The sequence below is a fragment of the Paenibacillus qinlingensis genome (assembly GCF_013204845.1).
GTDB lineage: Bacteria > Bacillota > Bacilli > Paenibacillales > NBRC-103111 > Paenibacillus_E > Paenibacillus_E qinlingensis.
Map to the genome: position 1 here is coordinate 292,020 of NZ_JABMKY010000002.1, position 25,711 is coordinate 317,730.

The 25,711-nt window shown below is 42.3% G+C and carries 29 protein-coding genes; 8 read left to right on the plus strand and 21 right to left on the minus strand.

Going from position 1 to position 25,711, the window contains the following annotated elements:
- Positions 1-92: 92 nt before the first annotated feature.
- Both HQN88_RS04700 and HQN88_RS04705 read right to left on the minus strand, forming a co-directional pair.
- Positions 93-620, minus strand: a complete 528-nt coding sequence (locus HQN88_RS04700; protein WP_420794198.1) for a DinB family protein — start codon at positions 618-620, stop codon at positions 93-95.
- Positions 621-636: 16 nt separating this feature from the next.
- On the minus strand, positions 637-1,371 hold the full coding sequence (locus HQN88_RS04705) for an MBL fold metallo-hydrolase (protein WP_173109081.1): 735 nt from the start codon (positions 1,369-1,371) through the stop codon (positions 637-639).
- Positions 1,372-1,559: 188 nt separating this feature from the next.
- Between HQN88_RS04705 and HQN88_RS04710 the strand changes: the two genes are divergently transcribed.
- The 4 genes from HQN88_RS04710 (at position 1,560) to HQN88_RS04725 (ending at position 6,717) form a co-directional block, all read left to right on the plus strand.
- On the plus strand, positions 1,560-2,783 hold the full coding sequence (locus tag HQN88_RS04710; RefSeq protein WP_173109082.1) for an epoxide hydrolase family protein: 1,224 nt from the start codon (positions 1,560-1,562) through the stop codon (positions 2,781-2,783).
- Positions 2,784-2,978: 195 nt separating this feature from the next.
- Complete coding sequence (locus HQN88_RS04715) at positions 2,979-4,460, plus strand: spore germination protein (RefSeq protein WP_246320045.1); 1,482 nt, start codon at positions 2,979-2,981, stop codon at positions 4,458-4,460.
- The gene (locus tag HQN88_RS04720; protein WP_173109083.1) at positions 4,457-5,635 is read left to right on the plus strand and encodes a Ger(x)C family spore germination protein; all 1,179 of its coding nucleotides are present in this window, start codon (positions 4,457-4,459) and stop codon (positions 5,633-5,635) included. Before HQN88_RS04715 ends, HQN88_RS04720 begins: the two co-directional genes overlap by 4 nt.
- Positions 5,632-6,717, plus strand: coding sequence for a GerAB/ArcD/ProY family transporter (locus HQN88_RS04725; RefSeq protein WP_173109084.1), 1,086 nt, complete (start codon positions 5,632-5,634; stop codon positions 6,715-6,717). Before HQN88_RS04720 ends, HQN88_RS04725 begins: the two co-directional genes overlap by 4 nt.
- A gap of 57 nt (positions 6,718-6,774) precedes the next feature.
- Here HQN88_RS04725 and HQN88_RS04730 read toward each other — a convergent pair whose 3' ends face one another.
- From HQN88_RS04730 to HQN88_RS04740, 3 genes are all read right to left on the minus strand, one after another.
- Positions 6,775-7,380, minus strand: a complete 606-nt coding sequence (locus tag HQN88_RS04730) for a class I SAM-dependent methyltransferase (RefSeq protein ID WP_173109085.1) — start codon at positions 7,378-7,380, stop codon at positions 6,775-6,777.
- A 172-nt stretch (positions 7,381-7,552) separates the two neighbouring features.
- Positions 7,553-8,260 carry a DNA alkylation repair protein gene (locus HQN88_RS04735; RefSeq protein ID WP_173109491.1) on the minus strand — a complete coding sequence of 236 codons (708 nt, stop codon included), beginning with the start codon at positions 8,258-8,260 and terminating at the stop codon, positions 7,553-7,555.
- Between the two features lie 73 nt (positions 8,261-8,333).
- Positions 8,334-9,212: a LysR family transcriptional regulator gene (locus HQN88_RS04740; protein WP_173109086.1), complete on the minus strand. Its 879-nt coding sequence runs from the start codon at positions 9,210-9,212 to the stop codon at positions 8,334-8,336.
- Positions 9,213-9,426: 214 nt separating this feature from the next.
- Between HQN88_RS04740 and HQN88_RS04745 the strand changes: the two genes are divergently transcribed.
- Complete coding sequence (locus tag HQN88_RS04745) at positions 9,427-10,215, plus strand: SDR family oxidoreductase (protein ID WP_173109087.1); 789 nt, start codon at positions 9,427-9,429, stop codon at positions 10,213-10,215.
- Between the two features lie 83 nt (positions 10,216-10,298).
- Here HQN88_RS04745 and HQN88_RS04750 read toward each other — a convergent pair whose 3' ends face one another.
- The 6 genes from HQN88_RS04750 to HQN88_RS04775 form a co-directional block, all read right to left on the minus strand.
- Entirely contained in the window at positions 10,299-10,775 is a 477-nt protein-coding gene (locus HQN88_RS04750; RefSeq protein ID WP_173109088.1) for a MarR family winged helix-turn-helix transcriptional regulator, read from the minus strand.
- Positions 10,776-10,787: 12 nt separating this feature from the next.
- Positions 10,788-11,561 carry a pirin family protein gene (locus HQN88_RS04755; RefSeq protein ID WP_173109089.1) on the minus strand — a complete coding sequence of 258 codons (774 nt, stop codon included), beginning with the start codon at positions 11,559-11,561 and terminating at the stop codon, positions 10,788-10,790.
- Positions 11,562-11,761: 200 nt separating this feature from the next.
- Positions 11,762-12,097, minus strand: a complete 336-nt coding sequence (locus HQN88_RS04760; RefSeq protein WP_173109090.1) for a thioredoxin family protein — start codon at positions 12,095-12,097, stop codon at positions 11,762-11,764.
- Between the two features lie 117 nt (positions 12,098-12,214).
- Positions 12,215-12,643 carry an organic hydroperoxide resistance protein gene (locus HQN88_RS04765; protein WP_173109091.1) on the minus strand — a complete coding sequence of 143 codons (429 nt, stop codon included), beginning with the start codon at positions 12,641-12,643 and terminating at the stop codon, positions 12,215-12,217.
- A gap of 175 nt (positions 12,644-12,818) precedes the next feature.
- Positions 12,819-14,063 carry an MFS transporter gene (locus tag HQN88_RS38290; protein WP_337995229.1) on the minus strand — a complete coding sequence of 415 codons (1,245 nt, stop codon included), beginning with the start codon at positions 14,061-14,063 and terminating at the stop codon, positions 12,819-12,821.
- A gap of 162 nt (positions 14,064-14,225) precedes the next feature.
- Positions 14,226-14,666, minus strand: a complete 441-nt coding sequence (locus HQN88_RS04775) for a MarR family winged helix-turn-helix transcriptional regulator (protein ID WP_173109093.1) — start codon at positions 14,664-14,666, stop codon at positions 14,226-14,228.
- Between the two features lie 206 nt (positions 14,667-14,872).
- On the opposite strand from HQN88_RS04775, the gene HQN88_RS04780 reads away from it, so the two are divergent.
- Positions 14,873-15,973, plus strand: coding sequence for a GerAB/ArcD/ProY family transporter (locus tag HQN88_RS04780; RefSeq protein ID WP_173109094.1), 1,101 nt, complete (start codon positions 14,873-14,875; stop codon positions 15,971-15,973).
- Here HQN88_RS04780 and HQN88_RS04785 read toward each other — a convergent pair.
- The 8 genes from HQN88_RS04785 to HQN88_RS04820 form a co-directional block, all read right to left on the minus strand.
- Positions 15,962-16,192 (minus strand): hypothetical protein, encoded by a 231-nt coding sequence (locus tag HQN88_RS04785; protein WP_173109095.1) that lies wholly within the window; start codon positions 16,190-16,192, stop codon positions 15,962-15,964. The genes HQN88_RS04780 and HQN88_RS04785 overlap by 12 nt on opposite strands.
- Positions 16,189-17,361, minus strand: coding sequence for a Ger(x)C family spore germination protein (locus HQN88_RS04790; RefSeq protein WP_173109096.1), 1,173 nt, complete (start codon positions 17,359-17,361; stop codon positions 16,189-16,191). Before HQN88_RS04790 ends, HQN88_RS04785 begins: the two co-directional genes overlap by 4 nt.
- On the minus strand, positions 17,358-18,953 hold the full coding sequence (locus HQN88_RS04795; RefSeq protein ID WP_173109097.1) for a spore germination protein: 1,596 nt from the start codon (positions 18,951-18,953) through the stop codon (positions 17,358-17,360). Before HQN88_RS04795 ends, HQN88_RS04790 begins: the two co-directional genes overlap by 4 nt.
- A 122-nt stretch (positions 18,954-19,075) precedes the next feature.
- Positions 19,076-20,212 carry an NAD(P)H-dependent flavin oxidoreductase gene (locus HQN88_RS04800; protein WP_246320046.1) on the minus strand — a complete coding sequence of 379 codons (1,137 nt, stop codon included), beginning with the start codon at positions 20,210-20,212 and terminating at the stop codon, positions 19,076-19,078.
- Positions 20,178-20,411 carry a tautomerase family protein gene (locus HQN88_RS04805; protein ID WP_173109099.1) on the minus strand — a complete coding sequence of 78 codons (234 nt, stop codon included), beginning with the start codon at positions 20,409-20,411 and terminating at the stop codon, positions 20,178-20,180. The genes HQN88_RS04800 and HQN88_RS04805 overlap by 35 nt, the downstream gene beginning before the upstream one ends.
- Positions 20,412-20,493: 82 nt before the next feature.
- The gene (locus tag HQN88_RS04810) at positions 20,494-21,036 is read right to left on the minus strand and encodes an NAD(P)H-dependent oxidoreductase (protein ID WP_173109100.1); all 543 of its coding nucleotides are present in this window, start codon (positions 21,034-21,036) and stop codon (positions 20,494-20,496) included.
- A 55-nt stretch (positions 21,037-21,091) separates the two neighbouring features.
- Positions 21,092-21,415, minus strand: a complete 324-nt coding sequence (locus HQN88_RS04815; RefSeq protein WP_173109101.1) for an NIPSNAP family protein — start codon at positions 21,413-21,415, stop codon at positions 21,092-21,094.
- Positions 21,416-21,500: 85 nt separating this feature from the next.
- Positions 21,501-22,079: a TetR/AcrR family transcriptional regulator gene (locus HQN88_RS04820; protein ID WP_173109102.1), complete on the minus strand. Its 579-nt coding sequence runs from the start codon at positions 22,077-22,079 to the stop codon at positions 21,501-21,503.
- A gap of 141 nt (positions 22,080-22,220) precedes the next feature.
- Between HQN88_RS04820 and HQN88_RS04825 the strand changes: the two genes are divergently transcribed.
- Both HQN88_RS04825 and HQN88_RS04830 read left to right on the plus strand, forming a co-directional pair.
- Entirely contained in the window at positions 22,221-23,606 is a 1,386-nt protein-coding gene (locus tag HQN88_RS04825) for a catalase (RefSeq protein WP_173109103.1), read from the plus strand.
- A 202-nt stretch (positions 23,607-23,808) separates the two neighbouring features.
- Positions 23,809-24,903, plus strand: a complete 1,095-nt coding sequence (locus HQN88_RS04830; RefSeq protein WP_173109104.1) for a phosphodiester glycosidase family protein — start codon at positions 23,809-23,811, stop codon at positions 24,901-24,903.
- A gap of 63 nt (positions 24,904-24,966) precedes the next feature.
- Here HQN88_RS04830 and HQN88_RS04835 read toward each other — a convergent pair whose 3' ends face one another.
- A complete protein-coding gene (locus tag HQN88_RS04835) occupies positions 24,967-25,410 on the minus strand; it encodes a cell wall hydrolase (protein ID WP_173109105.1) in 444 nt (147 codons plus the stop codon).
- A gap of 63 nt (positions 25,411-25,473) precedes the next feature.
- Positions 25,474-25,665 carry a hypothetical protein gene (locus HQN88_RS04840; RefSeq protein WP_173109106.1) on the minus strand — a complete coding sequence of 64 codons (192 nt, stop codon included), beginning with the start codon at positions 25,663-25,665 and terminating at the stop codon, positions 25,474-25,476.
- Positions 25,666-25,711 lie beyond the last annotated feature (46 nt).

Below are 25,711 nucleotides of genomic sequence, written 5' to 3' on the forward strand. Positions count from 1 at the left end.
GGCACTTTTTTGACAAACTTGGATTTGAGTTCGTTCCATATGCTATTAGAAAAGAAAAGAACCGTCAGGGATATACCCTGACGGTTCTTTTCCTACACCTTCACTCTTTTCTTGATCAAATTAATCTGGCCTCTGTGATTGATTTCATCTTCAAACACATGAAACCACATAAAATAATGATTCGCTTGTTTCCTGTACCAGAACTCTTCTTCTTGGTATAACCATTCGTCATCCACCGTTTTGAATAATTCGTATGTACGATTTCTAATTTCATTTAACCTATCTACATAGTAGGCCAGATCATTTCCTTTAATCTTTTCTCGCCCTTCTGCACCTAGATTCACAGCGGGACCCCATATTGCCATGTCTTCGTCGTTCAATTCTCTTTTATCAAAAGTTTCCAACTGATACGCATATTCAACTGCTGCGAAATGCAGTAATAAAGCGCCAATTGAATTACTCTCCTCATCCAGAAGATAATCTAACTCATGTACGGTAAGATTTTTCACGGACTCAAGCGTTGTATGCCTGACATAGTTCATCATCGACAGTAGACGACTTATTTGTGGGGGATAACCAGGTAGGTCTGTAATGAGATAAATTTGATTCATATTTAACATGCGTATCCTCCTTATTTTATAGAACCACTTGTAAGCCGCATTCAGCTAAAATGACTTCTCCCTGAAACATCAATGCCGCCTCTTCCTTTAATAACTGAATATCCCCGAAATGTGGCAAGTGTGTTAGAAGCAATTTCTTTACTCCTGCTTTCGATGCTAGCAACCCAGCTTCAGTTGACGTCATATGACCATACCGAGCGGCGTCGAAGTTGGCATAGAATGAGGCTTCTGTAATAAGGAGATCCGCATCTTTCAGGTAAGGAACAAGTGATTCATCGTATCGTGTATCCGCTGTATACACCAGACTTTTGCCCTCATATGATAATTTCACGCCTAAGCAATAAACATCATGATCGGTTTGAAAGAATGTCAATGTCAAGCCATTCTCAAGTGATACGACAGTGTCTTGGTTAATTTCATGTTCGATTGTTCCATTCAGTACAGGAATTGTCCATTCGTCTTTCGCATCCTTCGCAATGAATAAAGGCAAGGGTGTTTCGCGTTGTTTTAAATCCATATCAATTAAACAAGCATACTGTAGAGCACCTAAGTCTGCCATGTGGTCAAAATGATTATGTGAAATAAAAACAGTCGTTAGTTCATGAAGTTCAATACCATTTTGTAAGACGGACAATACACCACTGCCACAATCAAGCAAGATTTTATGATTTCCTACTTCTACAAGAAAGCCTGCGGTTGCCTCTCCTCGCTTTGGATAAGCGCCCCATCTACCAATAACTGTTATTTTCATATGGTTCTCCCCCCATTTTCACTCAACTTGTTCGATAAAGAGAAACGCTTTTCCTGCTTATATCTAATGAATCACCTTCTACAAACCTAGGCACGATTAGAATATAGCATGAATATGGTGTTAGACACAGTTCTCACAGTTCTCACAGTTCATCTCGGTTATCCAAATTGATTCAAAGGGAGTACAACATGACACCAAATAAGACAGGATTACTCAGTTTTGAACATACTGTGGCCAAAGACGCCATTCGAGGTCCATTTCATGTACATTATTCGGAAAGCGAGCTTGCTCAATTACGATGTCGCGTAAACGCGGCAAAATGGCCTGAGAAGGAAACGGTCGCAGATGCCTCTCAGGGTGTGCAGCTTTCAACTATTCAAAGACTCGCCCACTATTGGACAACAGGTTACGATTGGCGCAAGTGTGAGGCAAAGTTAAACTCCTTGCCGCAATTCTTTACACACATCGACGGTCTGGACATTCATTTCATGCATATTCGTTCGAAGCACGAAGATGCTTTGCCGCTCATCATCACACATGGATGGCCTGGTTCGATCATCGAAATGTTGAAGATTGTTGATCCTCTAACGAATCCTACCGCTTATGGTGCGAATGCATCGGACGCTTTCCATTTGGTTATACCGTCGTTGCCCGGCTACGGGTTTTCTGGCAAGCCTGCTACGACAGGTTGGGACACTGTCCGAATTGCACGCGCCTGGGCAGTACTTATGAAGCGACTTGGTTACACGAAGTATGTGGCACAAGGCGGCGACTGGGGAGCGATTGTTACCGACATGTTGGCATTACTGTCACCACCTGGGCTGATTGGCATGCACACGAATATGCCTGGAGCAGTTCCCCCCGCTATTGATAACGCACTCCAAGCTGGCACCCCGCTTCCTTCAAATCTATCCGACGAAGAAATGCGTGCATGCATGCAATTAAGTTTCGTGTATAAGCACATCGGCTATGCCAAAATTATGGGTACTCGACCGCAGACACTGACTGGATTGGTAGACTCTCCTGTTGGTTTGGCTGCTTTCATGCTTGATCATGATGCATGTAGCTTGGAGTTGATTACACAAGCCTTTAACGGACATCCCGGTGGACTTTCTCGAGACGATGTTCTTGATAACATCACGCTGTACTGGCTGACCCAAACTGCGATTTCTTCTGCACGTTTGTTTTGGGAAAACAAGCTCTCTTTCTTTGCTGCCAAAGGAGTCACTATTCCCGTAGCTGTGAGTGTGTTCCCATATGAACTATATCAAGCCCCACTCAGTTGGAGTAAAATGGCCTATCCTAATCTGATCTATTACAACAAGCTCGACAAGGGTGGACATTTTGCAGCCTGGGAACAGCCAGAACTATTCTCTTCAGAACTCCGAGCTGGCTTCAGGTCGCTACGCTAATGCACCTTTTCCATAATATGCATAATCCAATATCATTTGAGAGAAGATACTGATGATAGGGTGACTAATCCCCTGTCCATTGTGATGCAATCGTTCTTAAGGAGATGGAGTGCCATATCTACTGTACTTAACTCAAACTTAACCCCTACATCTCCTGAACATGCGCTAAATGAATCCATAAGTAAATCTTTAGAGATGAATGAACACAACATCCGACAACTATTTGCCAATTGTTATGATATTGTGTTTCGACATATACAAATATTCGGGAAAGTCCATGTGTTGTTCGTTTATTTGGATGGTTTGGTGGATACCAAATCGCTAGATAGCAATTTGTTAAAACCTTGGATGCTAGAAAGTCCGCCACCAGGATTAGAGAAACTGAATCCAGTAGATTGGATACTTGAACAACAGCTGGTTTCCATTGCCAAAACAAAAACGACGAATACAATGGTCGATATTGTTCAGGGCATTTTAACCGCAAGTGTAATCATCCTGTCAGAAGGAATAGACACAGCTGTTATTGCAGAGCTGGCAGGATTTGAGAAGCGTGCCATTGAAGAGCCCACGGGGGAGACTACTCTTCGTGGACCTCGAGAAGGCTTTACAGAAACCCTTTCTGTGAATACAACCCTTCTTCGCAGAAAAATTCAAAGCCCCAAGTTAAAAATGGAATCCATGACTATTGGCAATCTTTCCAAGACCACGATTGTTATTGCTTACATAGAGGGTATTGCGCTTGAATCCATTATTGAAGAAGTTCGTAAACGTATTGCTCAAATTGAAATCGATACCGTGCTTGGCGGGAATTTTATTGAGGAATTTATTGAAGACCACCCTTTCACCTTATTCCCACAAGTGCAGAACACCGAACGCCCTGATATTGTAGCAGCCTGTCTAGCAGAAAGAAAAGTTGCCATTTTCATTGATGGTACCCCATTTGTACTCATTGTTCCCTGTACATTATGGAACGCATTTCAATCTGCCGATGACTATTACGAGCGATTTATATATGCAACTCTCATCCGTTGGGTACGCATGCTATTGATTATCACTTCGATGTTCTTACCTTCTATTTATGTAGCCATCACAACATTCCATCCTCAATTGTTACCCACTAATTTCTTGCTCAGTATTACTTCCGCTCGAGAAGGAGTGCCCTTTCCTGCTGTCATTGAGGCTTTGTTGATGGAATTTCTATTTGAAGGTTTACGCGAAGCAGGTATTCGAATGCCGAGACCAGTTGGTTCCGCAGTTAGTATCGTGGGTGCTCTAGTAATAGGACAAGCAGCCGTACAGGCAGGGATTGTTTCGGCTCCGATGGTCATTGTTGTTTCTCTTACCGGCATTGCATCTCTAATTACCCCTAGATACAGTATGGGAATGCCGTTCAGAATGCTTCGCTTTCCTATGCTCATTTCTTCAGGCATCCTAGGACTGTACGGTGTGACCATGGCGTCTGTCTTCCTGCTTATTCACCTTACCAATCTCGAGTCATTCGGCATCCCCTATCTAAGTCCAATAGCGCCACTAACGAAAAGCGAATTAAAAGATGTATTAATTCGCGCACCAAGATGGAGTATGAATACGTTACCCCTGTCAAATTCAACTACAACTAACATGCGATTTCGCAAAGGTCAGCGAAGAAAAGGGAACCAAGGAGATGAAGTGAAATGAACGTTCACCTCACAAGGCGCATTATTTTACTGCTTTTCATCCCTCTCACAACAGGGTGTTGGGACCGAAATGAGCTTTCAGACAGAGCGTTCGATCTTGCCGCATCTGCAGATCTTAATAAAGATGGTACATATTTAACAGCAGGTCAATTCATAGTCCCTTCCCGAATAGGTTCAGGCTCCACTAACGGGAGCGGTGGCGATAAACCTTATTTTATTGAGTCTGGCAGTGGAAAAAGTACGATTGAATCTATCCAAAAAACGCGGCAAAAACTTTCTCGAATCATTACTCGAGGGCATCGACACAATTATTACATCGGTGAGGATCTCGCGAAAAACGGCATCAAAGACATGTTGGATGCATTTTCTCGCGATCCAGGTAATCGCATTCGATTAGACATTTGGGTGGTCAAAGGAAGTACAGGCTTTGAAGCGTTGCAAGTACCCTACCCGCTTGAGAAAATTCCATCTGTGGCTTCTGTTAAAATACATAAAGCAATTGGAGGTACGACCGGTACCTCGTATCTCGATTTTATGATGGCCGCAAGTACCGAAGGTAGCTATCCTACTTTGCCTGTGGTAGACATCGTACAGGGAACTTCACCACAAAGAACGATTCGATTTTATGGACGGGCTATCTTTAGCCACGATTATAAACTAGTTGGTTATTTGAATTTTGTCGAAGGCGCTTATCGGCAGTGGATTCGCAGACGAATCTCTTATTTTGACTTAGTGGAAGCTATCCCCGAAGCAAATGGGGAAGTCGGGGTCATTCTTACCAAATTCGGCAGTAAAGTTAAGAGCAGTATATTACCGAATAACAAGGTGAAGTTGGATATAGAGCTTACTGGCGTTGGACATGTTGGCGAGAACACAACGAATTTGGATCTTAGCCAGCAGCACAATCTGATGCTTGTTCAGCATACAATCAATATGAAAACGAGCGAGCATGTACGAGATATGATTACGAAAGTTCAAAAACAATTTGGTACAGATGTATTTGGTTTTAATCAAACTTTGAATCGTCAGCATCCCCGCAAATGGAAACAATTAAAAGGACAATGGGATACTATTTTTCCAGACATAGAAGTCAATGTAAGTGTACATATCACGCTCAAATATATCGGTTTAGTTGGTCCATCACTTCAATTAAAAGAAAGTGAGATTAAGAAATGAAAATCTCCGGATATCAACTATTTTGGCTGATTTTCTCGATGGAATTTGGAATGACTGCACTTTTCACGATTTCCAATCCCGTATTTCTTGCCAAACAAGATGCTTGGATTTCAATGATTTTCGCCATGTTAATTTGCTTATTTACGACATTCGTTGCTGTCAAACTTAGCCTCCTCTACCCCGAGCAAACCTTTATTCAATACACGCAAACGATACTTGGGAAATGGTTAGGAAAAATCATACTGCTACTATACTTTGTGATGTGGCTATCCGTTACCGGAATCATACTCAGAGAATATGCGGATTTTGTCTATCTTGCCTTATTTAGCTCAACACCTCTCTGGATTGTTATTTTCATCATGTTAAGTGCCATCGTCTATGTTACCTATAGCGGAGGGCTTAGAAGTATCGGTCGTTGTGGTGAGATCATCGGTCCTATTAGTGCTTTAGGTTTTATACTCATCCTTCTATTTAGTATGAAGGATTGGGACTGGTTGAACATACTGCCGGTATACGCGAACTCTGGAATTATCCCAATTGTGAAAGCAAGTTTTACACCTGCCTCCTTTCTAGGAGAATCTTTTATAGTGGTTATGTTAATTGCCTTTATGTCGAAGCCTAAACGAGCAATGATCTCATCCTTATTGGGAGTTGCAGCCGCTTCCATCGCCGTTCTGGGAATGGTATTAGTTGTAATTCTGGTCTTTGGTCCAAATTTACCGGCTAATTTTATATATCCCCTTTATTCCGCTATGTCCTATATTTCTGTCATGGATTTTATCCAGAATGTTGATGTTTTGGCTGTTCTCTTATGGATCATTGGCATTTTCATTAAGCTCTCTCTCTATACATTCATAACCAGTTATGGTGCTGCACAAATATTTCATTTAAAAAAATGGCAACATGCCATTTGGTTGATAGCGCCTATTGTGTTTGTTATTTCCCTGCTGCCGCAAAACACGAATGACTCCATGAATTATGCGAAGTTTTGGCTAGCCGTGATATTTCCCATTAATCTTATTGGGATTCCATTACTTTTATGGATAATTGGCAGTATTCGAAAAAAAAGCACGGTGCAATAATAAGCTGTCTACCGCAGGTTGCGGCTACTAGCGAGCTACTTTAGTCAGATTATTTATCTACTCCAAAGGTTTGTCCCATGAAAGAAGGTAACGATAATAGAATCGTCGTCGGACTTTTGCTCCAGGAAGAATCTCTTTTGCAACTTGACGAATCTCCCTTAAGGTTTCTTTTGGAGCTGAAATCCTAACTTTAGGGTTGCCTATCCCGCCGTGAATTCGATCCATAATGCGGATCGGGAGAAGCAGGGATCCAGAAATCACCAAATCCATTAATGATTTATCCTCTGCTAAACCGATGATGAGGAGTCGACCACCAGGTGCGAGTACTTGCCTCATTCGTAAAAGTGCGCTTCTCAAATCCATATGATGTAGTGTCGCAACACTGATTACAGTTGCATATTGTTCCTCTTGCATTGGCACTGGCACAGTAAGGAAGTCGCTGTTAATGAGCGCCACATTCGAGATTGCAGCAAGTCGCCTTTGCGCAAGCGCAATCGCTGTATGATCTGGGTCGATCCCGATAACCTGGGGTACGCATGGCGAGAGGCGTTGAAGAAGTAGTCCGTCCCCACACCCAATGTCGAGCACGCGTCCTCCGCGTAACTTAGCATCTGCTATTAACTCATCGTGAAATGCTGTATTGTGATTCCAATAGCTGTCCATTTCCAATGTCACTCTCCTACATAATCGTCCGTTTTAACGAAAACTTCCCCTCATGGGATTGGTAAAACTCCCCTTACAATTAGACGATCATTCGGATCATCTGTTCAAAAATTAAAAAAAGCCCGCGAAAGACACGGACTTGTTTCTACAAATATACATTTGTTCTAGTGTATTAACACCTTACATGTTTACGCTTGAATCCGATTTGAGCTCTATCTACGGCTTTTTGAATATTATTCGTAGCGTTCAGAAATTTACTCTTCGTCTTGTCCTGTGTGACTTCAACTGGGCCTACAACTCTTGCAGTTTCAATTGCCTTATCATGAAGCGGCAAGAAGGATACGGCTACTGTATAGATGAAATTATTCATCGCATACTTCGCTCGTTCGGGTGCATCGTGAATCGTATTTGTCACCAATTCAAGCAAATTGGATATTTTGCTTACCTCAAATTCAGTGTCTTTGCGATTCCCCAGAAGCCAACAGTAACAACTCCATCCCGCTGACATTCTCAGTTCCTCACCACTGGCAATCCATGTATCCGCAACTTCCTGCGCAATATCCGCTTCAGATAGCGTTACAGCAACGACATAATCAGACAACATATAGAAATACGCTGCATCCATCCAACGTTCATAATCCCCAACCGTCATTGCTTTGGGATCTGCGATGATGCCGGCAAAGTACATAGCGTCATAGTTCCCTGTTGCATAAAGTTCTTCCGCTAATGGCTGGTTTATTTTAATTTGCTTTACAAGCGGTTTCATCGCGCCTGTTGCTACGCCAAATACGGGCTCATGAGCGCCATTCGTCATGTACATTTTCTTCATTCGTTCCTTGCCAAGTGCTTCAAGTTCTTGCATAACTACTTCTGCATTGATGATGGTTGCTGTCATAATGACTCCCCCTAGATTACTATGTCATGTAGCAGTTAGATCACTGAATTGTATTAACTTATCTTGGGTACTTAGCCTCAATATAGCTGATGAATTTCTGTGTTGCTGGGGACAGAAACCGATCTTTCTTGACATGCACACCGACTTCCCACTGCCACCCTGCGTCTTGGATCTGAAGCCACTGCAATCCATCTAGTTTCAATCCAGCTGTTTTCGGCAACACAGATACGCCAAGTCCTGCTGCCACGAAACCTGCCACTGTGGGGAGATCCTCCGCATCGTAGGATGAAGCTAGCGTGAAATTCATATGATGTACACGTGTTAGCAGCGAGTCCTTTAAAGAGCAGTTCTGTTTTAATCCTACAAACGGCTCCCCGGTAATTTCTTTTAACGAAATGAACTCCTTACCCGCAAAAGGGTGATCGGAGGAGACTACGACGTACAACGGCAGTGTCAGAATTGGCAACCAATGAAATGCTTCACTGACAGGTCTTTCAGAGGTGATCATAATATCCGAATAACCTTGCTCAACCTGATCTAGAATAGCGCCTTTGTCTCCTTGTGTTAGTTCAAAATTGATTTTCGGGTTGGCAAGTTGATATTCACGTATCAAATGAGGTATTAAATCTACACCCAAAATATTTAAATATGAAAGATGTATGATACCTGATTCCGGGTTAATGTATTCTTCAATTTCATTCTTCCCTCGCTCCACCTCTAGCATAATCTTCTCCACTCGCTTCGCGAACAAAGTACCGTAACGGTTTATTCGAAGGTTCCTGCCTTTTCTTTCAAACAAATCGACGCCAAGCTCAGTTTCTAGCTTCGAAATGGCGTGACTCAGCGCAGGCTGCGTAATAGATAAAGCTTCAGCAGCTTTCGTCAAATGTTCCATCTGGGCAACCTTTAAAAAGTACTCTAATTGCGTAAGTTCCATACACGAACCCTCATTCATTTTACTTATGTCTTATGAGAATATCATAACTTTTCTTAATGATTGGAGCAAGGAAAGTTTAAGCTCTTACCTATTATACATGAATTTTATTAATTAAATTTATTAGAATTATAAATTAGACGTATGTAGGGTTTAAGCGTAAGCTTACACATGTGATTGCATGTATGCCATATTATTTAAAAGAGGAGAATTTATAATGAAGTATTCTTATGAGAATGAATTTACAGGGAAACGTGCATTAGTAACAGGTGGTACCAAAGGAATGGGATTTGCGATTGTGAAAAGGTTGGCTGAAGCTGGAGCCACAGTATTAACAACTGCACGTACAATTCCCTCAGATGACCATATACAGAATGTACATTTCATCCAAGCTGATGTTACGCAATCGGAAGGTACGGCGCTTATCGTTGAGGCTGTGAAAGAACAACTGGGTGGTATCGACATCCTTATTAATACGGTAGGCGGTTCATCCACGCCACCTGGTGGAGCATTAGCATTAACAGAAGAAGACTGGTTGCAAACGTTAAACTTAAATCTACTTGGTTCCGTTCGTCTGGACAGAAATTTGTTACCATTCATGGTAGAGCAAGGCAAAGGTGCTATCATTCACATTAGCTCTATTCAGAGAACAATGCCATTATACGAAACGACACTGGCGTATGCAGCAGCCAAAGCCGCCCTAACCACTTACAGTAAAGGCTTATCTAAAGAGTTCTCCCCGAAAGGGATCCGAATCAATACCATTGCACCTGGCTTTATTCAAACCGAAGCAGCAGATCGTTTAATCGATCGAATTGCAACCGTTGCAGGAAGCCGCGAAGCCGCTTTGCAAGATCTTATGAATTCTTTAGGCGGAATACCGATTGGACGGCCCGGCTCGCCATCGGAAGTCGCCGAGCTCGCAGCATTCCTCGTATCGGATCGTGCAGCTTCCATTACGGGAAGCGAGTATGTGATTGATGGCGGCACTGTGCCTACCATTTAACAGGGTTCCCCATTTGACAAAAACTTAAAAATCCCCATCGCATTCAATGCGATAGGGATTTTTATGGTCGTGAGTAACCGAAGTTATTCAACGTTATCCGTTTGTTCATCTTGCGCATTCTTAATCCCATAACCTATCTTCTTCATCAACGCAATAAGTTGGAGCTTTTCCTCATCCGTTATATAAGACAAATTGTTCGAAATGGTTTGCACATGAGTAGGGAAAATCGTATCGAAGTAGTTGCGTCCAGCTTCAGTTAAAGCCACATTCGTTTTACGTCGATCTCCTGGAATGGGAAGTCGTTCTACGAACGCTTTCTTTTCCAACTTATCAACCACATACGTGATACTTCCGCTTGGGATTGCAAAGGTATCACTTATTTTCTGAATCGGGTGTGGGCCTTTATTGTAGAGTAACTCAAGAATTTGAAAGGTTTCTCTACTAAGGCCATAGCTGTCAATGTCGCGTTCTAAGCTTCCATACAATACGTTCACCATGTTTTTTAGTACGCGTGTAAGCCTTAAATCAAGTGCTTTACCTTCAGCATCGCGTTCAGTCATTCTTCAACCACCTTATCTAGCTTTGTTATACAAAGGATAATCGACTTTAGTAGGAACTTCAATTAGAAATATTCGAAGTGTCTCTCCAGCCGCACGAATGATGGTATCTTTCTCTTGGTCCGTTTGAGCGATCGCAAAGTCTTTATTCACAAATTGCACGGGCTCTTCTCCCGTTATCATGAATGTTCCACCGTTCCCTCTAATCGCAAGACCGCCAAGTGTGCGGTTGGGTAATAACCGATGAACATAGGACGCACCTGCTTCAACTTCGATGTCAAACATACGCGCGTCACTTACGAGATTACGGACAGGGGATCCTTCACCCAGAATGGTCTTAACCTTAACGCCATTCTGATTCGTTATAGGGAACTCCTCGGACTTGTAAAGTGAATAGGTTGGCTCTCGCCGCACAGCATCATTCAAGTAAGGCTCCAGCCAAATTTGAAAGCTTTCGAAGCCCGCATCAACGCTCTCAGCATGCTGCATACCCGAGCCCGCTTGCATGAGTTGAATATCTCCGGGCTGAAGTGTGCTTTCCGTACCTAACGTGTCGCGGTGAAAGCCTTGACCTGCGATCCCATAAGATAGAATCTCAAACCCCTGGTGAGGATGAAAGCCAATCCCTCCTGCCGCCGCTGCACGTCCCCAAGCCCAATAGAATAGCGGTCCCAATCTTACCGTAGCAGCACCTTGGCCAGAGAAACCTAATGGTTTCTGCGCCGTTATTTTACCACCATCAAATTCTTCTTTGCCTTGCTGTGCTGGTCCTAATATTTGAATTGTCATATGAATTGCTCCTTATCAGATAGGGTATAATGTTTATCTATTCTAATATCCTATAATTATTTATTCTAATAATATTAAATATAAACCTATTATAGCAATCAGTCAACATGCAAAAAGTTGAAAATAGTTAAAATAAAAAGACCGCATTCACCTAAGAGGAATAGGTGATTGTAGTCTTTTGAGTTGCCCGAAAATATTCATTACACACACGAATCACCCATGGTTGCATAGTTAATGATAGGTTGCTCCAAGACTTCTTTCGTTTGCTGCCCATCCCATGTCTCTACTTGATATCCATCTTTAAACAGCATTAAGGTTGGAACGCTCGACACACCGTATTCAGCTGCAAGTTCTTTTTCCTGTTGGATATCAACTTTAGTAATGGTAGCCTTATTTCTTACATCCAGAGCCAACTTCTCATCAATGGCAAGCTGCTCTTGACAAGTTTTGTTGCTAGGATCATAAAAGTCAACAAGTGTAATCCCATGATCGATCTGTCCCCTAAAAGTCTCTTTGCTTAATGAAAGGATTTTCATCTTTACCCTCCTCATTATGTACACTGTAAAATGGATATAGAAGCCTGAATTCCATATGTAGGTTTAAGATAATGAAAACCCCGCTTTCGGCAAGCGGGGTTTTTGAGAAATAAAACGTTAGCCAATCACATTCGTTATAACTTCGATATTGCCTTGTGTTGCTCTGGCATAAGGACAAACTTTATGGGCTTCATCGACAATTTCCTGAGCTACACTGAGATCAATGCCTTTTACTGTAATGTCGAAATGAACGGCAAGTACATAGCCGTCATTGGCATCCTTGCCGAGTGAAACGTTTGAAACTATTGAGATGCCTTCGGTTTTAACACCTTTTTTCCTAATAATAGTTCCCATTGCACCTTCAAAGCATGCAGCGAATCCAGCTGCAAACAGCTGCTCCGGATTAACTCCATTACCTGGGCCGCCTAGCTCCTTCGGATATCTCAAGTCCAAGTTAAGGTTGCCATCGGTCGAAACTGCTTTACCTTCTCTTCCACCTTCAACATTTACAGTAGCCGTGTACAATTTCTTTTCCATTGTTATCATAGTAACATCTCCTCTTTTTGACTGGTTTATTTTTCACAAGTTGTGTGCAGCTTATCCTGCCATACTGCAAATTATCAATGATCTAATTTTGATCCGCGTATGCGCAACTGTCTACCTTCCAGCTTCAACGCCATTATTATTCATCAGATGCGCCGCGGTTATAACAAGGAGTTTATTATTGCGACGTAATTTTAGTGAAATAACGATTGAACCTAACGGAATAAATTAACACATAGATGACAATTAATGCTGCGAACAGATTGAAAATAACCAAAGATACATTTAGATTAAAAAATTGAGTCAGGACGCCAACGCCAACAGGTGGCACAATAAACCCGAAATAAGCACATAAATAAAATGCTGAAATTACTCGCGGACGTTCTTCCGGCTTCGGCAACTGCCCGGCAAACCGTAATGCAACCTGAAAGGTCCATCCGGCGCCAATTCCTTGAATGAATATACCGGCCCATAGTAAGAACAAGCTCTCAGCCTGACCAGAAAATACAATAACCCATGATCCAGTGGCTAAAGACAAGATTGCAATCCGCATCCGTGTAACGGGATTACGCGGCCAAGGGAAGAACTGCATCAGCGCCCCTCCGCCTAATAGCAATAAGATTAACAATCCCGATATAGACAGATTGTTCGTGTGAATAACATGTTTGACGAATGATGGGATAAGTGAAAACACTACGCCACCTAATGTAAAGACGGTAAAGATCGGAAGCCCGATAAAAGACCAGAAATGCGTACGTATCTGATCAGGCACGCCCAGTGAAATCTTTGCTTTAACTGACTTCTGTGCCTCTAAATCCTCGTGTTTCGGCAGCAGTTCCAACACAACCAAAGAACTAAACAACATAACGAGCAGAATCCAAAACGGTAAACGAAGCGGTTGAACCTGCAGATATTGCACGATTAAACCCGAGATAGCTGGTCCCAGTCCAAAACCAATGTTCACTACAACCCCTGATAACTTTAGTGCTGTTCCCACTTTTTCTTTAGCGGTTTGTTTTAACAGAAACGCGCTGGCTGTACCTGTAAAAGCGCCATAGGCGATGCCTTCCAATATCCTCCCCGCATATAGCATCCAACTGTTGGTACTAATTATGAACATCAACGTTGACGCGATTGATATCCAAATACTATATCGAAGTACGTTCTTCAATCCCCAGGCATTCCCTCTCGCACCTACAACAAGTAAGGTTGGCAGCAAAGCAGCGGCATAAACGGCAAACAATATCGTGATTTCCAAACTGCTCAGTCGATAATGTTCCCCGTATAGAGGGAATATGGACGATATAAACGTGGCACCGCAAGACATGATTAATACAACCCAAAGCATTCTTTTCATAAGTTTCTCCTCTTTAAGAGCCCGTGCTTTATTTCTTTCTAGTTTGCTACAAATTGAGCTGTTTATTGCAAGTTAGTTATCGAATTTTAGTCTCATATGCCCCTATTAAGCATCACACAATACTGACCAAGTCATTATATTTCGCCATAGGCATACATCCAATCGACGAGAATGATAGATAATACTAAAATTATGATCATTACCGTCGATATTCTCATAGTTCTTCAATCATGTATGAAAACTGATGTTAATAACGCCATCCATCATTTTCCTCATAGAATCTGCATTGTCATTGCCAAATTTCCTTTCAAATTCAGCTTGGGCGCGCTCCCAGCCCCGTCTTCCTAACTCCATACGCCTTAGACCTTCATCGGTAATTGAAACAATTCTAGCACGCCGATCACGTTCACTTACCTGAATACTTACCAAACCATCACGTTCCAATGGCCGTAGATTATGTCCAATTGTTGCACGATCCATTGTCATAAGCTCCGCAAGTTCATTCATTGTCTGCGCTCCTCGGTTCTTCACGTATCCTAAGATGGCGTACTGCGTTGCTCGCAGCCCTGAACCCGACTCTGACAAGCAAGTATCATAGAAACGCGAGATATGACGTGCTGCGCGTCTTAGCTTTGTACAATTACACAGATCCATGTTGGTGATCATCATTTTACACCTCCAAACGTTTGTTGACTCATCGCATAGATTGATTTTAGTCTCATATTCCCCTAATTACAAGAGGAAGAACATGGTTCACATGAAATTGTCTTAATCGACTCTGTTTTCCTACATGACAAGCTCTTTATTTGTATAAATTTGGTACTAAAAGTCAATACTTGGAGCAACCTCTCTGAGGTTAGGAGAGGAGTGTAACGATGCAAACCACAGAAAAAATTACAGTTAATCAGTTTGGTATTATCCTTTTCTCTTTTGTAGCTTCAACGATCATCTTAACGCTTCCTGGGTTAATGGCGATGTATGCCAAGCAAGATGCTTGGATTTCCGTATTCCCATCCACATTGACCGGATTATTAAGTATTTGGGTGATGATCCTACTTTCGAAACGTTATCCTGGTTTGACGATTATCCAATACAGTCAAAAAATTCTGGGGAAATGGTTAGGAACATGTCTGGGCTTATACTACATCTACTTTTGGTATATGTCCATTTCCATTATGACCATACAGCATACCTTTTTCATTAAAGCACTGTTATTACCAAGAAGTCCGGCCATCATAGGAAGTCTGACATTATTAATTCTTTGCGGTTTAGCTGTCTATATGGGAATCGAAGTCATAGGAAGATGTACAGAGTTTTTGACACCAATGAAATTGATTTTTTTGATCCCTCTCTTGATTTTGACGATTGGATCTGTAGATTCTGAACAGTTAAAGCCTATTATAGGCGATGGAATTCTGCCGGTTTTACAAGGAGCAATCCTTCCGGGAGGCGCATTTATGAATCAATTGTTTATTCTGGGCTGGCTTCTGCCTTATTTGAATCAGCCCCAAAAGGCATTCAAAGTCTCTCTATTTGCACTTTTAGCTATATTTATATTTGTTTTTATCGTTGTCATTTCGGCGATTATGATACTCGGATCATTAACAGGTCAACTGAACTATTCGTATTTAAGTGTCATGCAATACATTGGAATTGAAGGTTCATTTGAACGTCTAGAGGCAATCGCTGTTATGATATGGGTTCTTGGAAGTTTTTCAAAAGTGTCCGTGTCGTTGTTTATATTATGTATTAGTATAAGCCAACTATTCCGCATCCAAAATTATCGTGATCTTGTTGCACCAATAACCCTATTGAGTCTCATTGGATCGGCCTGGGTTTTCAAGAATGGTGCGGAACTTCAAACCTATCTGACTTTGATTTACCCAAGCGCTGGTTTAGTCACACAAAGTCTTATCCCACTGCTACTTCTCATGATCGACACAATCAAAGGAAAAATGAATCGTTCACTGCATTAAAAGCAGGGTTCCAATAGGTTCAAATATAATTTTGAACGGGACAACCATGCTCGGCAGGTTGACCCGAAAAATTAATAACGAACCAACAATCGAGGATACACCAATCAAAGTACCGAATACAGCCGCTTCTTTGTTTTTTTGCACGCTGAGGAAAAAGCGAATTCTAACAAAGGACCATACAAGTAGGAAACCTACGAATACGATTGTATAGAAAATCATTTCTTGATCTCCTTTCTTTCCAAATGTAAAGGAGGACCTGCCATCCCGCTGCCTAAAATATTGATCGACACTTCAAGGGAAACGTCTACCTCTGGAAACTTATCATTCCATTCAGCTTTCAACATTTTCCACTGTTTCGGCTTATTTCGGTAAATTTCTCTGCCGAAACCAACACTATCAACTTTGTAAAGTGATTGGACTTTGGATAGTGCTTCATGGACTTGTCTTTCAACGGAGTTCTCCAATGACTTCTGTACAATTTTAATATTATCTGGTTTTCGAATATCTAAATTGGTATTATTTTCCCATATATTGCCTTCACCTTGCAGTTTTAATTTAAATGTAACCTTATCACCGTTGATTAGCGGGGTAATTTTACGGCTTGCTTTTGACAGTATCATCCCCACCGTTCCACCAGCTTCTGGGATACTAGCGTTTAAACTGCCATACTTCATTCGATCTGTCACCCATAGGAACCCATTGGTTTCACTCTCATTTAGAAATCCTGCTAATTTGAAGTCTTTGAAAATGGCTGATCCAGCTAGCTTAAAAATATGGCCTTCTTTTAAACCTTCTGTTATGCCATCAGGTGTTATAGCTCCCAACACAGGACTTATTCCTTCTCCAGATGAAGCTAGAAAAAAGTCGCGCAATGTGATCGCTAACTCGCTATTTAAAGCTTCCATTTCTTTAATTGCCTCGCTGGGCACTTGTTCAAAGGGGTATTTGACTTTCAATATGTCCCGCCCTTCTCCCCCCTTAACCACCATCATGTATGTTTTTAAACGTTGTTTCGAATCGTGCGTATAAATGTCGAGAATATCGGCAATTCCGCTTTTGGATAATCGCTCACCAATGAAAATAACAACGCGATGTGCCGTAAACAACCTGCGTGAACTCTTCTTCTGGAGCCTATAGAACGCTTCATTAATACTCTTGCCAACAGCAGATATCACAAAAAACTTCTCATTGCCGCTCCCACCACTCCCCGGTCCTCCCTGGGAGGAAGAAGGAATCGCAATTTGATGAGATAGGATATAGTCCCCATCATCCGTTATATCAAAGGCAGTCCCCATGATGAAAGCAAGATCATTAATCTCTGTACGATCCCAACATCCACTTGTGATCAATAATGTGAATAGCAAGCCAATGTAAAGGAATGGTTTCATTCTGAAGCCCCTTTCCCTTTCCCCGCATTTTCTGGACTTGGTTTCTGACCTGCTGGCTCACGGAACGGGTTGCTCGATCCTGTTGATTGTGGACGAAGCGTTTTTGCCCATATCGGCACCCGGATGAAAACATCCTTCAAATCCGAGAAAGACATCGGGGCTGCTGGTGTGAAATAGGGAACACCGAATGATCGAAGCGACGTGATATGTAACACAATGCCCATAAACCCAATGACAATGCCATATAGACCGAGTGTACCTGCCAAAAACAGCATTGGAAACCGTAGTAATCGGATGCCATTTGCAAAGCTATAGCGAGGAATCGTAAACGCGGCAATCCCTGTAATCGATACAATAATAACGACTGGAGCGGAAATAATACCCGCAAGTACAGCCGCTTGACCGATAACCAATGCCCCAACTATGCTAATCGCTTGGCCTATCTGTTTCGGTAATCGAATCCCTGCTTCCCGTAAGGCTTCAAAGATAATTTCCATGATGAATGCTTCGATTACAGCAGGCAAAGGAACAGGCTCTCTTGAGGAGGCAATACTTAACACCAGATTGGTAGGAATCATTTCCTGATTGAAGGTCGTAATCGCCACATATAGCGGAGGAGCAAATATCGCGATACTGATGAAAAGGAATCGAATCCACCGGACAAAAGTTGCAATAGGCCAGCGAACATAGTAATCCTCACTTGCTTGGAGACCCGTCCAGAACGTCATGGGAACAATGAGTACAAAAGGAGAAGTATCGACGATAATAGCTATTTTCCCTTCTAGTAACTCGGCAGCAACAACATCTGGTCGTTCCGTACTGTGCACAAGTGGAAAAGGAGAATACGGACTATCTTCAATGAATTCCTCCACATACCCGGAGTCAATAATGCCATCAATTTGAATCCGAGATACCCTTTCTCGGACTTCCTCAATGACCGTTTCGGAAGCAATACCAGCGATATATGTAATTACGACTTCGGTTTGGGTAAGCTCCCCTATCGTAAGGCATTCCATTTTAAGCCTTGCTGTTTTCAGCCTGCTGCGGATTAACCCAATATTCGTTGAGAGATTTTCAATAAATCCATCCCTTGGACCTCGAATGACAGGTTCAGATGAAGGTTCTTCAAGACTTCGATGTGATTTACTATTCACTTTGACCATCATGGCATCACTGTTCCCAATGGTTAGAACAGCTGCTTGGCCTTTTAACACTTGTTTGACAATTTCAGCTACTTTGGATGTAACACACGTCAATCCAGTGGAAATAATAAGATCATCCAGTGAGTCTGTTTTCTCAATGACGACCTGTTCCTGTTTGTCAGATTTGGCTATCATCGGTTTCAATACGTAGTCGTCAATCAGCACTTCATCAACAAGTGTTTCAAAGTAGATAACCAGCCAATGGTTTTGTCCACACATTTGAACTTTACGAAAAACAATATCATCACTGTTGTGGAATATACGTCTAAAAATGATTTCATTCTGCTCTAAATCCGTTGTTAATCCGGAGTTCTCTTCTTCAGATAAATGATCCTCAGGTATAATGGGATACCCAGGTTTCGTGTATAGCCATCTCCTAAACCATTTCACTGAATTGCCCCCCAAACACTAATAGAATTATTTTTCCAAATTTTTCTGAAAATATTCTCAACATGAGAAAGGATCCCAGTGCCATAATGGCTCTGGGATCCTTTTCCTAACTCGATGAATACTTAAGAACTTTTAATTTGAGTGAGAATGGTTTGTGCTTGGTCAATAGTTTCCTGTATGATATGCCCTGCACTTTGGCCAGCAGTCAGCAGTCGCAAACCTTGCCCTGCCCATAATGACATATAATCGGAATTATGTTCCTTGGCAGCAGCATTTCGAATATCTCTTGTGGCCGTATTTTGAGTCGGAAACGGTAGCGGTTCTACCCCGTTCTGATCCCACATTGTAATAAATTCGTTCGAGATCCCTCTGGCAGGTCTACCCGAAAAAACATTCGTAATCACTGTACTCTCCTCGGTACTAGCAAGCAGTTTATGTTGATACGCGATATGAGCTCCCGATTCAATGGAAGTCAGGAATCGTGTACCCATCTGAACCCCCTGTGCTCCGAGTACCAGCGCGGCGACTAGTCCACGACCATCCATAATTCCTCCTGCCGCGATAACGGGAACCTGAACATGAGCAACGATTTGCGGCACTAATGCCATTGTACCAATATTAGAACCCATAGGACGATGGGTGATGTCAAATGTTCCGCGGTGACCGCCAGCTTCACTTCCCTGAGCAACAATCGCGTCACATCCGGCTTGTTCAGCAAGAATGGCTTCATCGACCGTAGTCACCATCGTCACAATTCGAATCCCTGCCGCTTTAGCTTGCTCTGTCATGTGAGGTGGAAGTACGCCGAAAGCCGTACTGATCACTGGCACTTTTTCCTCTAGCAGAACGGCGATTTGTTGTTCAAAATGATCGGGTGTCTTCACGTCTTCTGCCACAACCTGCGGTATGCCAAGTTTAGCTCTCATCGCATTCAGTTCCTGTTGAACCTCTGGCGTTCTCGAATTGTCATCCGGAGTTCGAGCGACAAATACATTTACGCCAAATGGAGCGTTCGTTAACTTACGAATGTCCCGTATGGCTGTACGGATCGCTTTGGGTTCCATATAGGCGGCTCCGAGTGTCCCCAGTCCACCTGCGTTCGACACGGCAGCTGTCAAGCTGACCGTACCTGGACCCCCTGCCATGCCCGCTAAGAAGATGGGATAACGAATATCAAATATGCGGCAAAGTGCTGTATTCAGATGAATGATCTTCTGCCTCCTATCACTTGTGAGAGGATCGCTGATTGCGGAATTCAAGTGCTGGTAATCCGCCCCATCCCCAATTGTCCAACTCAACTTCCTCAATAATAACATGAGTTGATTCCAATGGCTTGTTAAGCACGTTAAGGAGAAGCTCGCTAACACCTTTGATAAGTGCAGCCTTTTCTTCTGCTGTAACAGATGAATGCTCTGGTGTTGTTCCCTCACGGGTTACTTTAATCGTAACGACCGGCATGGTAATAACCTCCTTAAGATTGTTAGTCACAATCCATCTATCTACTGAAAGGTAAATCAATTATACATCAATTCGTAACTACTCATTTCGTAACTAAAACCGGCTTTACTGTTTGAAGATGCTTAATGTAATCCTTGCTGCTTTGTGCTAACCGCTCATCGGTAACTGTAGACGTATCGCTTAGTGCAAAGTGAGGCAGATAGGAAGCGCTGATAAATTGGGCAAGTGCTTCCATTGGACGTAATATTTCTTGAAGTGTAAAACGGTTAGAGCCAGTATGCTGATAAGAAGCTTCCGTGCCATATGTCGATATCGCTACACCAATCTCTTTGCCAGCAGTTTTATTGCCATCTGGACCAAAAGCCCACCCATATTGCAAGACGGTATCGAACCACTTTTTAAGTAAAGATGGCGTACTATACCAAAAGAGCGGATATTGGAAAATAACTCGATCATGTTCTTCAATTAACTTTTGTTCTTTGGCAACATCGATATTTTCGTCTGGATATTCTTTATACAATTGATGAATTGTGATATCACCTTGTGTTTCTAAGGCTTCTAGCCAAGCTTTATTCCAGTTGGATTGCTCGATATTTGGATGAGTGATAATAACTAATGTTTTCATAGTAGGTTTGCTCCATTTCTAATTATATGATGGTTTAGATATAGTACTGTCAGTTTCATTTGTTCTGGAAAAAGGATGTGTCTTTCATAAATATACTTTCCTGATTGTTAAGATAAGGTCCATCCATTTCAGAAATCCGTTTCACTTCAATCCACTCCGGATCGTTTCGGAAACGTTCGTAATTTTGATTGCGGGTTTCCATATTGTCATGTTCAACAACATAATAGAGTCGGTTGTTTGACTCATTGATATCTTCCCAATAATGCGTAATCTTCATGCCATGTTTTAAAAATAAATCGATCGCATGATCTCTGAATCTCTCATGAAGAACCTGCATTTTACCAGGATTAACATGATAAATCCGTAGTTCATACAACATGATGTCTCACCTCCTCTTTGAAGCATATTAAATCATCTATCTATTAAAAAGTAGACAATTGATATGAAAAAATCCGCCTTCTTTTTCAAGTTAAAGCGGATATTAAACCCTCGGCAATCTTATCATACTTGCTTACATCATGGAAACTTCTTGCCAGTAATTGTGCACCTTGCAGTGCAGCCAGAAATTGGTGAGCTTGTGCATCCGTTGCGCCTTCGAAATTCAAATGTCCTTCACGTCGTCCCTCATCGAGCACTCGTTCCAACCAATCTAGATTGGCGGTAAAAAACTGAGATAACCCGTCCTGCACTTTGACGGATAAAGTAGCCAAATCCGTCGAAAGCATGACACTTAGGCAAGCGCAGTAATCTTGAACAGGACCACTGTAGAGTAAGATGAATTTGCGTAGCTTCTCTAGATTGTTCGTTATCTCTGCATCAATTCCAGCAACATATGCTTTAAAATTAGTGAGATAGCGAGCTATCAGAGCTTCTCCCAAATCCTCCTTATTCGGGAAGTAATAATGAATACTGGCATTGCGTATACCTACTTTTTCGGCAATATGCGAATAGCTGAATCCGTTAAACCCATATTGCTGAACAAAAGCTTGAGCTGTGTCCAGAATAAGTTCTGATGTGTTTTTATTGTTGTTGTTTTTGGTCATGTCATTATTCTACCTTTTAGTAGATAGTAAGTCAACTTGGATTTTTCCGTTTGCATCATTGGCACATATGGCGTTAGGCATAAATATTGAAATGCCAGCATAACGATCTAAATCAGTGATATGTGTACAGGAGGTTATGAAATGGAAGATAACAGAGGATTACCCCAAAAGCCTATTCAACAGAAGGGTGCTTCTGAATGGTCAGGAGACGCACCTGCGAAATTTCATTCCCAAACTGTTGGGAGTCAAGGACCTGTCCTGGAACAAGATAGTGTCTTACATGAAACCTTAGAAACTTTCGTGCATACCAAAATTCTTGAAAGACCTGTCCATGTGAAAGGTAATGGTGCTTTTGGTTACTTTCAGACCGTGAACTCGATGACAGCTTATACGAAGCTTCACTTTCTGCAAAAACCTGGCCAGCAAGTTCCTGTCACAGTCCGATTCTCCCTTGCTGTAAGCAATAAAGGTACACCAGACACGTCTCGAAATGTGCGCGGTTTCTCTACGAAGTTTTATACAGAACAAGGCGTGTTCGATTTGTTATGTAATCATATCCCTGTCTTCTCTGTTCGGGATGCTATTCGATTTCCAGAGTCTATTAAAGCCTTTCTGCCATCTCCAGTTAATAATTTGATTGACCCTGAACGATTCTGGAGCTTCATAGCCCGCGCGCCAGAAGCCACTCATTTCCTTGTCCGATTATACTCCGATGCTGGAACCATCAAGAGTCTCCGGCATATTCCAGGTCATAGCGTTAACACGTATGTCTGGCGGAACGAGCAAGGTGTCCGTACATTTGTGAAATATCACTGGTACCCAATGGCAGGTATACAGGTTATTGATAGCCGCGAAGCAGCTAAGTTAGCTGGGGAAAATCCCGATTATGCAGGTAAGGACCTCTTTGATACACTAGCCGCAGGTAAAACTGTCGAATACGGGCTATATGTTCAATTAATGGACCCGGACGATGGAACTCAGCTGCCTTATGATCCACTTGATGATACCAAAGTTTGGGATGAAAGGCAGTTCCCACTGATGCCGGTAGGCAGGCTTGTACTAAACCGCAATCCTGATAATTTTATGGAGCAAGTCGAGAAAATCGCCTTTTCTCCAGCAAATTTATTAGAAGGAGCCGAGTTATCGGACGATAAAATGCTGCAAGGACGTACGAATATATATTGGGACTCACAGCGACATCGCTTAGGCTCTGATTTCCGGAAGATCCCTATTAATCATCAGCAGAACTGGACGCCACGTTCACTCGAGACCAGCGGCGAAGGTAGATATGTTGAAGGTCGGCTCGTTCGGTCCGATATACCTGATCCGGATAATTTCACACAAGCGGGACAGTATTATACCTCCCTCCCTCCTGTTCAACAGGAGCATTTGGTGGAGAATCTTGCTGCCGATCTAGCTAGTATATCCACTGACATCCAACATATTGTTCTAACTTATCTATACCAAGCGTCGCATGAATTGGCAAACAGGGTTACTCAACGCATTCAGCTTCATAACAAAGCTTAATACAATGAAATGGCTGCCCATCAGGGTAGCCATTTGTGTTTCTACTACTCAGATCCATGTATTATTTGGCAGGATTGGTTCTATTTACACGCCTTAATAATGAAGATTTTAAGCTTATTTTCATCTTTGCTACAGTTTCATTTTGTATACTTATATTAGCTTGAACTGATTCAAAATTAGTAGAAAGTAGGCACTTATTATCATGAAGCTAGCGGGAATTACTTACAAACATGAGCAAAGCGTGAGCTGGCTGAAACGTTCCTTACTCATTTTTACGATAATTGCATGTGTATCTATAAGTTTTCTTTTCTTAACTCCACCAGGATCGAGAATTCGCCTGTTCCTTGCGGACACCTTTATTGCTACCCAACATCGGGAGTGGGCGTGGATCTTCGTAGGTGTGAAGAAACGGGATGAAATGATTCAAAACGTCCAGCAAATGAGCGAAAATAACTCGATTGAGAAGCAAGATTTGAATGCAATCACGATTCAGAAACAAGATGGCAAGATCATTGATGTTGAAGATATCGCTGGGCGTGGCTGGATTGGCAAAAAAATGGTTGTCTACGATCCAAGAGCAATCCGAGTAGTAGTTCCAAGTAAAGTGGGGCAAGGCGAAACAATCAGTTCAATGGTAAATCGTACAGGCGCACTTGCAGGCGTTAATGGTGGAGGGTTTGATGACCCACAAGGACTAGGTAATGGGTTTGCTCCTATTGGAGTTATTATGTCTGGAGGTAAAATTCTATATACGAGCGTTGACGGAACTGTACCTCAACAAGTCGTAGCGTTTGACCATACGGGGAAATTAATTATTGGAAAATATTCGATTGATGAGCTGTTAGCCTTGCATGTGACTGATGCTGTATCCTTTTACCCGCGGATCATTGCGAATGGAAAGGCACTTCCCATCGTAGGTGATGGTCTTAACCCGCGGACAGCCATTGGTCAACGGGCAGATGGCGTAATTGTTATCATCGTCATTGACGGACGTCAGACCAAGAGTATTGGCGCTTCTCTAAAAGATGTTCAAGACCTCCTTTTAAAAGAAGGTTGTGTTAATGCTGGTTTCCTAGATGGAGGTGCTTCCTCCGAAATGGTCGTAGGTGGCGATCTGATCACACATCCATCAAGCCGATATGGCGAGAGAAGACTGCCTTCTGGTCTGCTTATCTTTGAACACCCTGATCAGGTTGATGTTGCGAATATTTGGGATGGTGTGACCGACATTGATCCTGGTGGTGCTTATGATAATCCAGGTTATCTCGCGGAACAAAATCAATTAAATAATAAGTAAAACAAGAAAAGAGCTGTCCATTGGGCAGCTCTTTCTTCCTGTCGAACGGTTTTATGTCCATCTTTAAAACGTATTGTAGACATTTTGACATTCTTTGGCGGTCGGCTCATAAAAACAGTGCTTCTTGTAACGACCAGCTTTCGGCTGATTGTACCAGGTATCCGGACATGGTCCAGGATTATCGAACGTTCCCGGTCGGAAATACCAGAGTGAGAATTTACCTGGCCAAACCCGCTCGCCATTGACAGCTCTTTGTGCTAAGCGACGCTCTCTTTCTCTGGCGTTTTGATAGTACAACCCATGTTGTAACGCTTCAAACGCATGCGGTTGATTGATCATTTGGGGAATTGTCCGGAGATTTTTAAAATCAGAGCAATTTGCTCTTATTCGATTTATACCAACATTTCCAACAAGCAGCATACCTGTTTCGCCTTCGGTCTCCGCTTCAGCTCGAAGCAACCTTGCTAACATGTCGATATCCTGCTTTCTAGCTTTTACGACTGCCATTCGCTCACCTCAATTGAGTATATGTCTAGACCCATCATATTGTAGGTGAAGTGGAAATGTGACTTACTTACCGCGAAACGATAATATAATCTGGTTGTTCTTAACTTGCAGCGCGCAAGTAGAATCCATTGTTCCCTGCAGCAATTGAAAAGCTGTATATTCAAATTGGTCATACTCCATTTGCAATTCAGTTGCAGTTGCACGAATGATTCTTGGCAAGCTTTGCGCATTCGCATCATACTTAGGTATCCACACGACTTGTTGAGCATTTCTTTCAATCCAGACTCTATTTCAAGCATTT

Bases quoted from the DNA above. Each gene is read 5' to 3' on its own strand.
- HQN88_RS04700 (WP_420794198.1), bottom strand. From the start codon at position 620: ATGTTAAATATGAATCAAATTTATCTCATTACAGACCTACCTGGTTAT.
- HQN88_RS04705 (WP_173109081.1), bottom strand. From the start codon at position 1,371: ATGAAAATAACAGTTATTGGTAGATGGGGCGCTTATCCAAAGCGAGGA.
- HQN88_RS04710 (WP_173109082.1), top strand. From the start codon at position 1,560: ATGACACCAAATAAGACAGGATTACTCAGTTTTGAACATACTGTGGCC.
- HQN88_RS04715 (WP_246320045.1), top strand. From the start codon at position 2,979: ATGAATGAACACAACATCCGACAACTATTTGCCAATTGTTATGATATT.
- HQN88_RS04720 (WP_173109083.1), top strand. From the start codon at position 4,457: ATGAACGTTCACCTCACAAGGCGCATTATTTTACTGCTTTTCATCCCT.
- HQN88_RS04725 (WP_173109084.1), top strand. From the start codon at position 5,632: ATGAAAATCTCCGGATATCAACTATTTTGGCTGATTTTCTCGATGGAA.
- HQN88_RS04730 (WP_173109085.1), bottom strand. From the start codon at position 7,380: ATGGACAGCTATTGGAATCACAATACAGCATTTCACGATGAGTTAATA.
- HQN88_RS04740 (WP_173109086.1), bottom strand. From the start codon at position 9,212: ATGGAACTTACGCAATTAGAGTACTTTTTAAAGGTTGCCCAGATGGAA.
- HQN88_RS04745 (WP_173109087.1), top strand. From the start codon at position 9,427: ATGAAGTATTCTTATGAGAATGAATTTACAGGGAAACGTGCATTAGTA.
- HQN88_RS04750 (WP_173109088.1), bottom strand. From the start codon at position 10,775: ATGACTGAACGCGATGCTGAAGGTAAAGCACTTGATTTAAGGCTTACA.
- HQN88_RS04755 (WP_173109089.1), bottom strand. From the start codon at position 11,561: ATGACAATTCAAATATTAGGACCAGCACAGCAAGGCAAAGAAGAATTT.
- HQN88_RS04760 (WP_173109090.1), bottom strand. From the start codon at position 12,097: ATGAAAATCCTTTCATTAAGCAAAGAGACTTTTAGGGGACAGATCGAT.
- HQN88_RS04765 (WP_173109091.1), bottom strand. From the start codon at position 12,643: ATGATAACAATGGAAAAGAAATTGTACACGGCTACTGTAAATGTTGAA.
- HQN88_RS04775 (WP_173109093.1), bottom strand. From the start codon at position 14,666: ATGATGATCACCAACATGGATCTGTGTAATTGTACAAAGCTAAGACGC.
- HQN88_RS04780 (WP_173109094.1), top strand. From the start codon at position 14,873: ATGCAAACCACAGAAAAAATTACAGTTAATCAGTTTGGTATTATCCTT.
- HQN88_RS04785 (WP_173109095.1), bottom strand. From the start codon at position 16,192: ATGATTTTCTATACAATCGTATTCGTAGGTTTCCTACTTGTATGGTCC.
- HQN88_RS04790 (WP_173109096.1), bottom strand. From the start codon at position 17,361: ATGAAACCATTCCTTTACATTGGCTTGCTATTCACATTATTGATCACA.
- HQN88_RS04805 (WP_173109099.1), bottom strand. From the start codon at position 20,411: ATGCCGGTCGTTACGATTAAAGTAACCCGTGAGGGAACAACACCAGAG.
- HQN88_RS04810 (WP_173109100.1), bottom strand. From the start codon at position 21,036: ATGAAAACATTAGTTATTATCACTCATCCAAATATCGAGCAATCCAAC.
- HQN88_RS04815 (WP_173109101.1), bottom strand. From the start codon at position 21,415: ATGTTGTATGAACTACGGATTTATCATGTTAATCCTGGTAAAATGCAG.
- HQN88_RS04820 (WP_173109102.1), bottom strand. From the start codon at position 22,079: ATGACCAAAAACAACAACAATAAAAACACATCAGAACTTATTCTGGAC.
- HQN88_RS04825 (WP_173109103.1), top strand. From the start codon at position 22,221: ATGGAAGATAACAGAGGATTACCCCAAAAGCCTATTCAACAGAAGGGT.
- HQN88_RS04830 (WP_173109104.1), top strand. From the start codon at position 23,809: ATGAAGCTAGCGGGAATTACTTACAAACATGAGCAAAGCGTGAGCTGG.
- HQN88_RS04835 (WP_173109105.1), bottom strand. From the start codon at position 25,410: ATGGCAGTCGTAAAAGCTAGAAAGCAGGATATCGACATGTTAGCAAGG.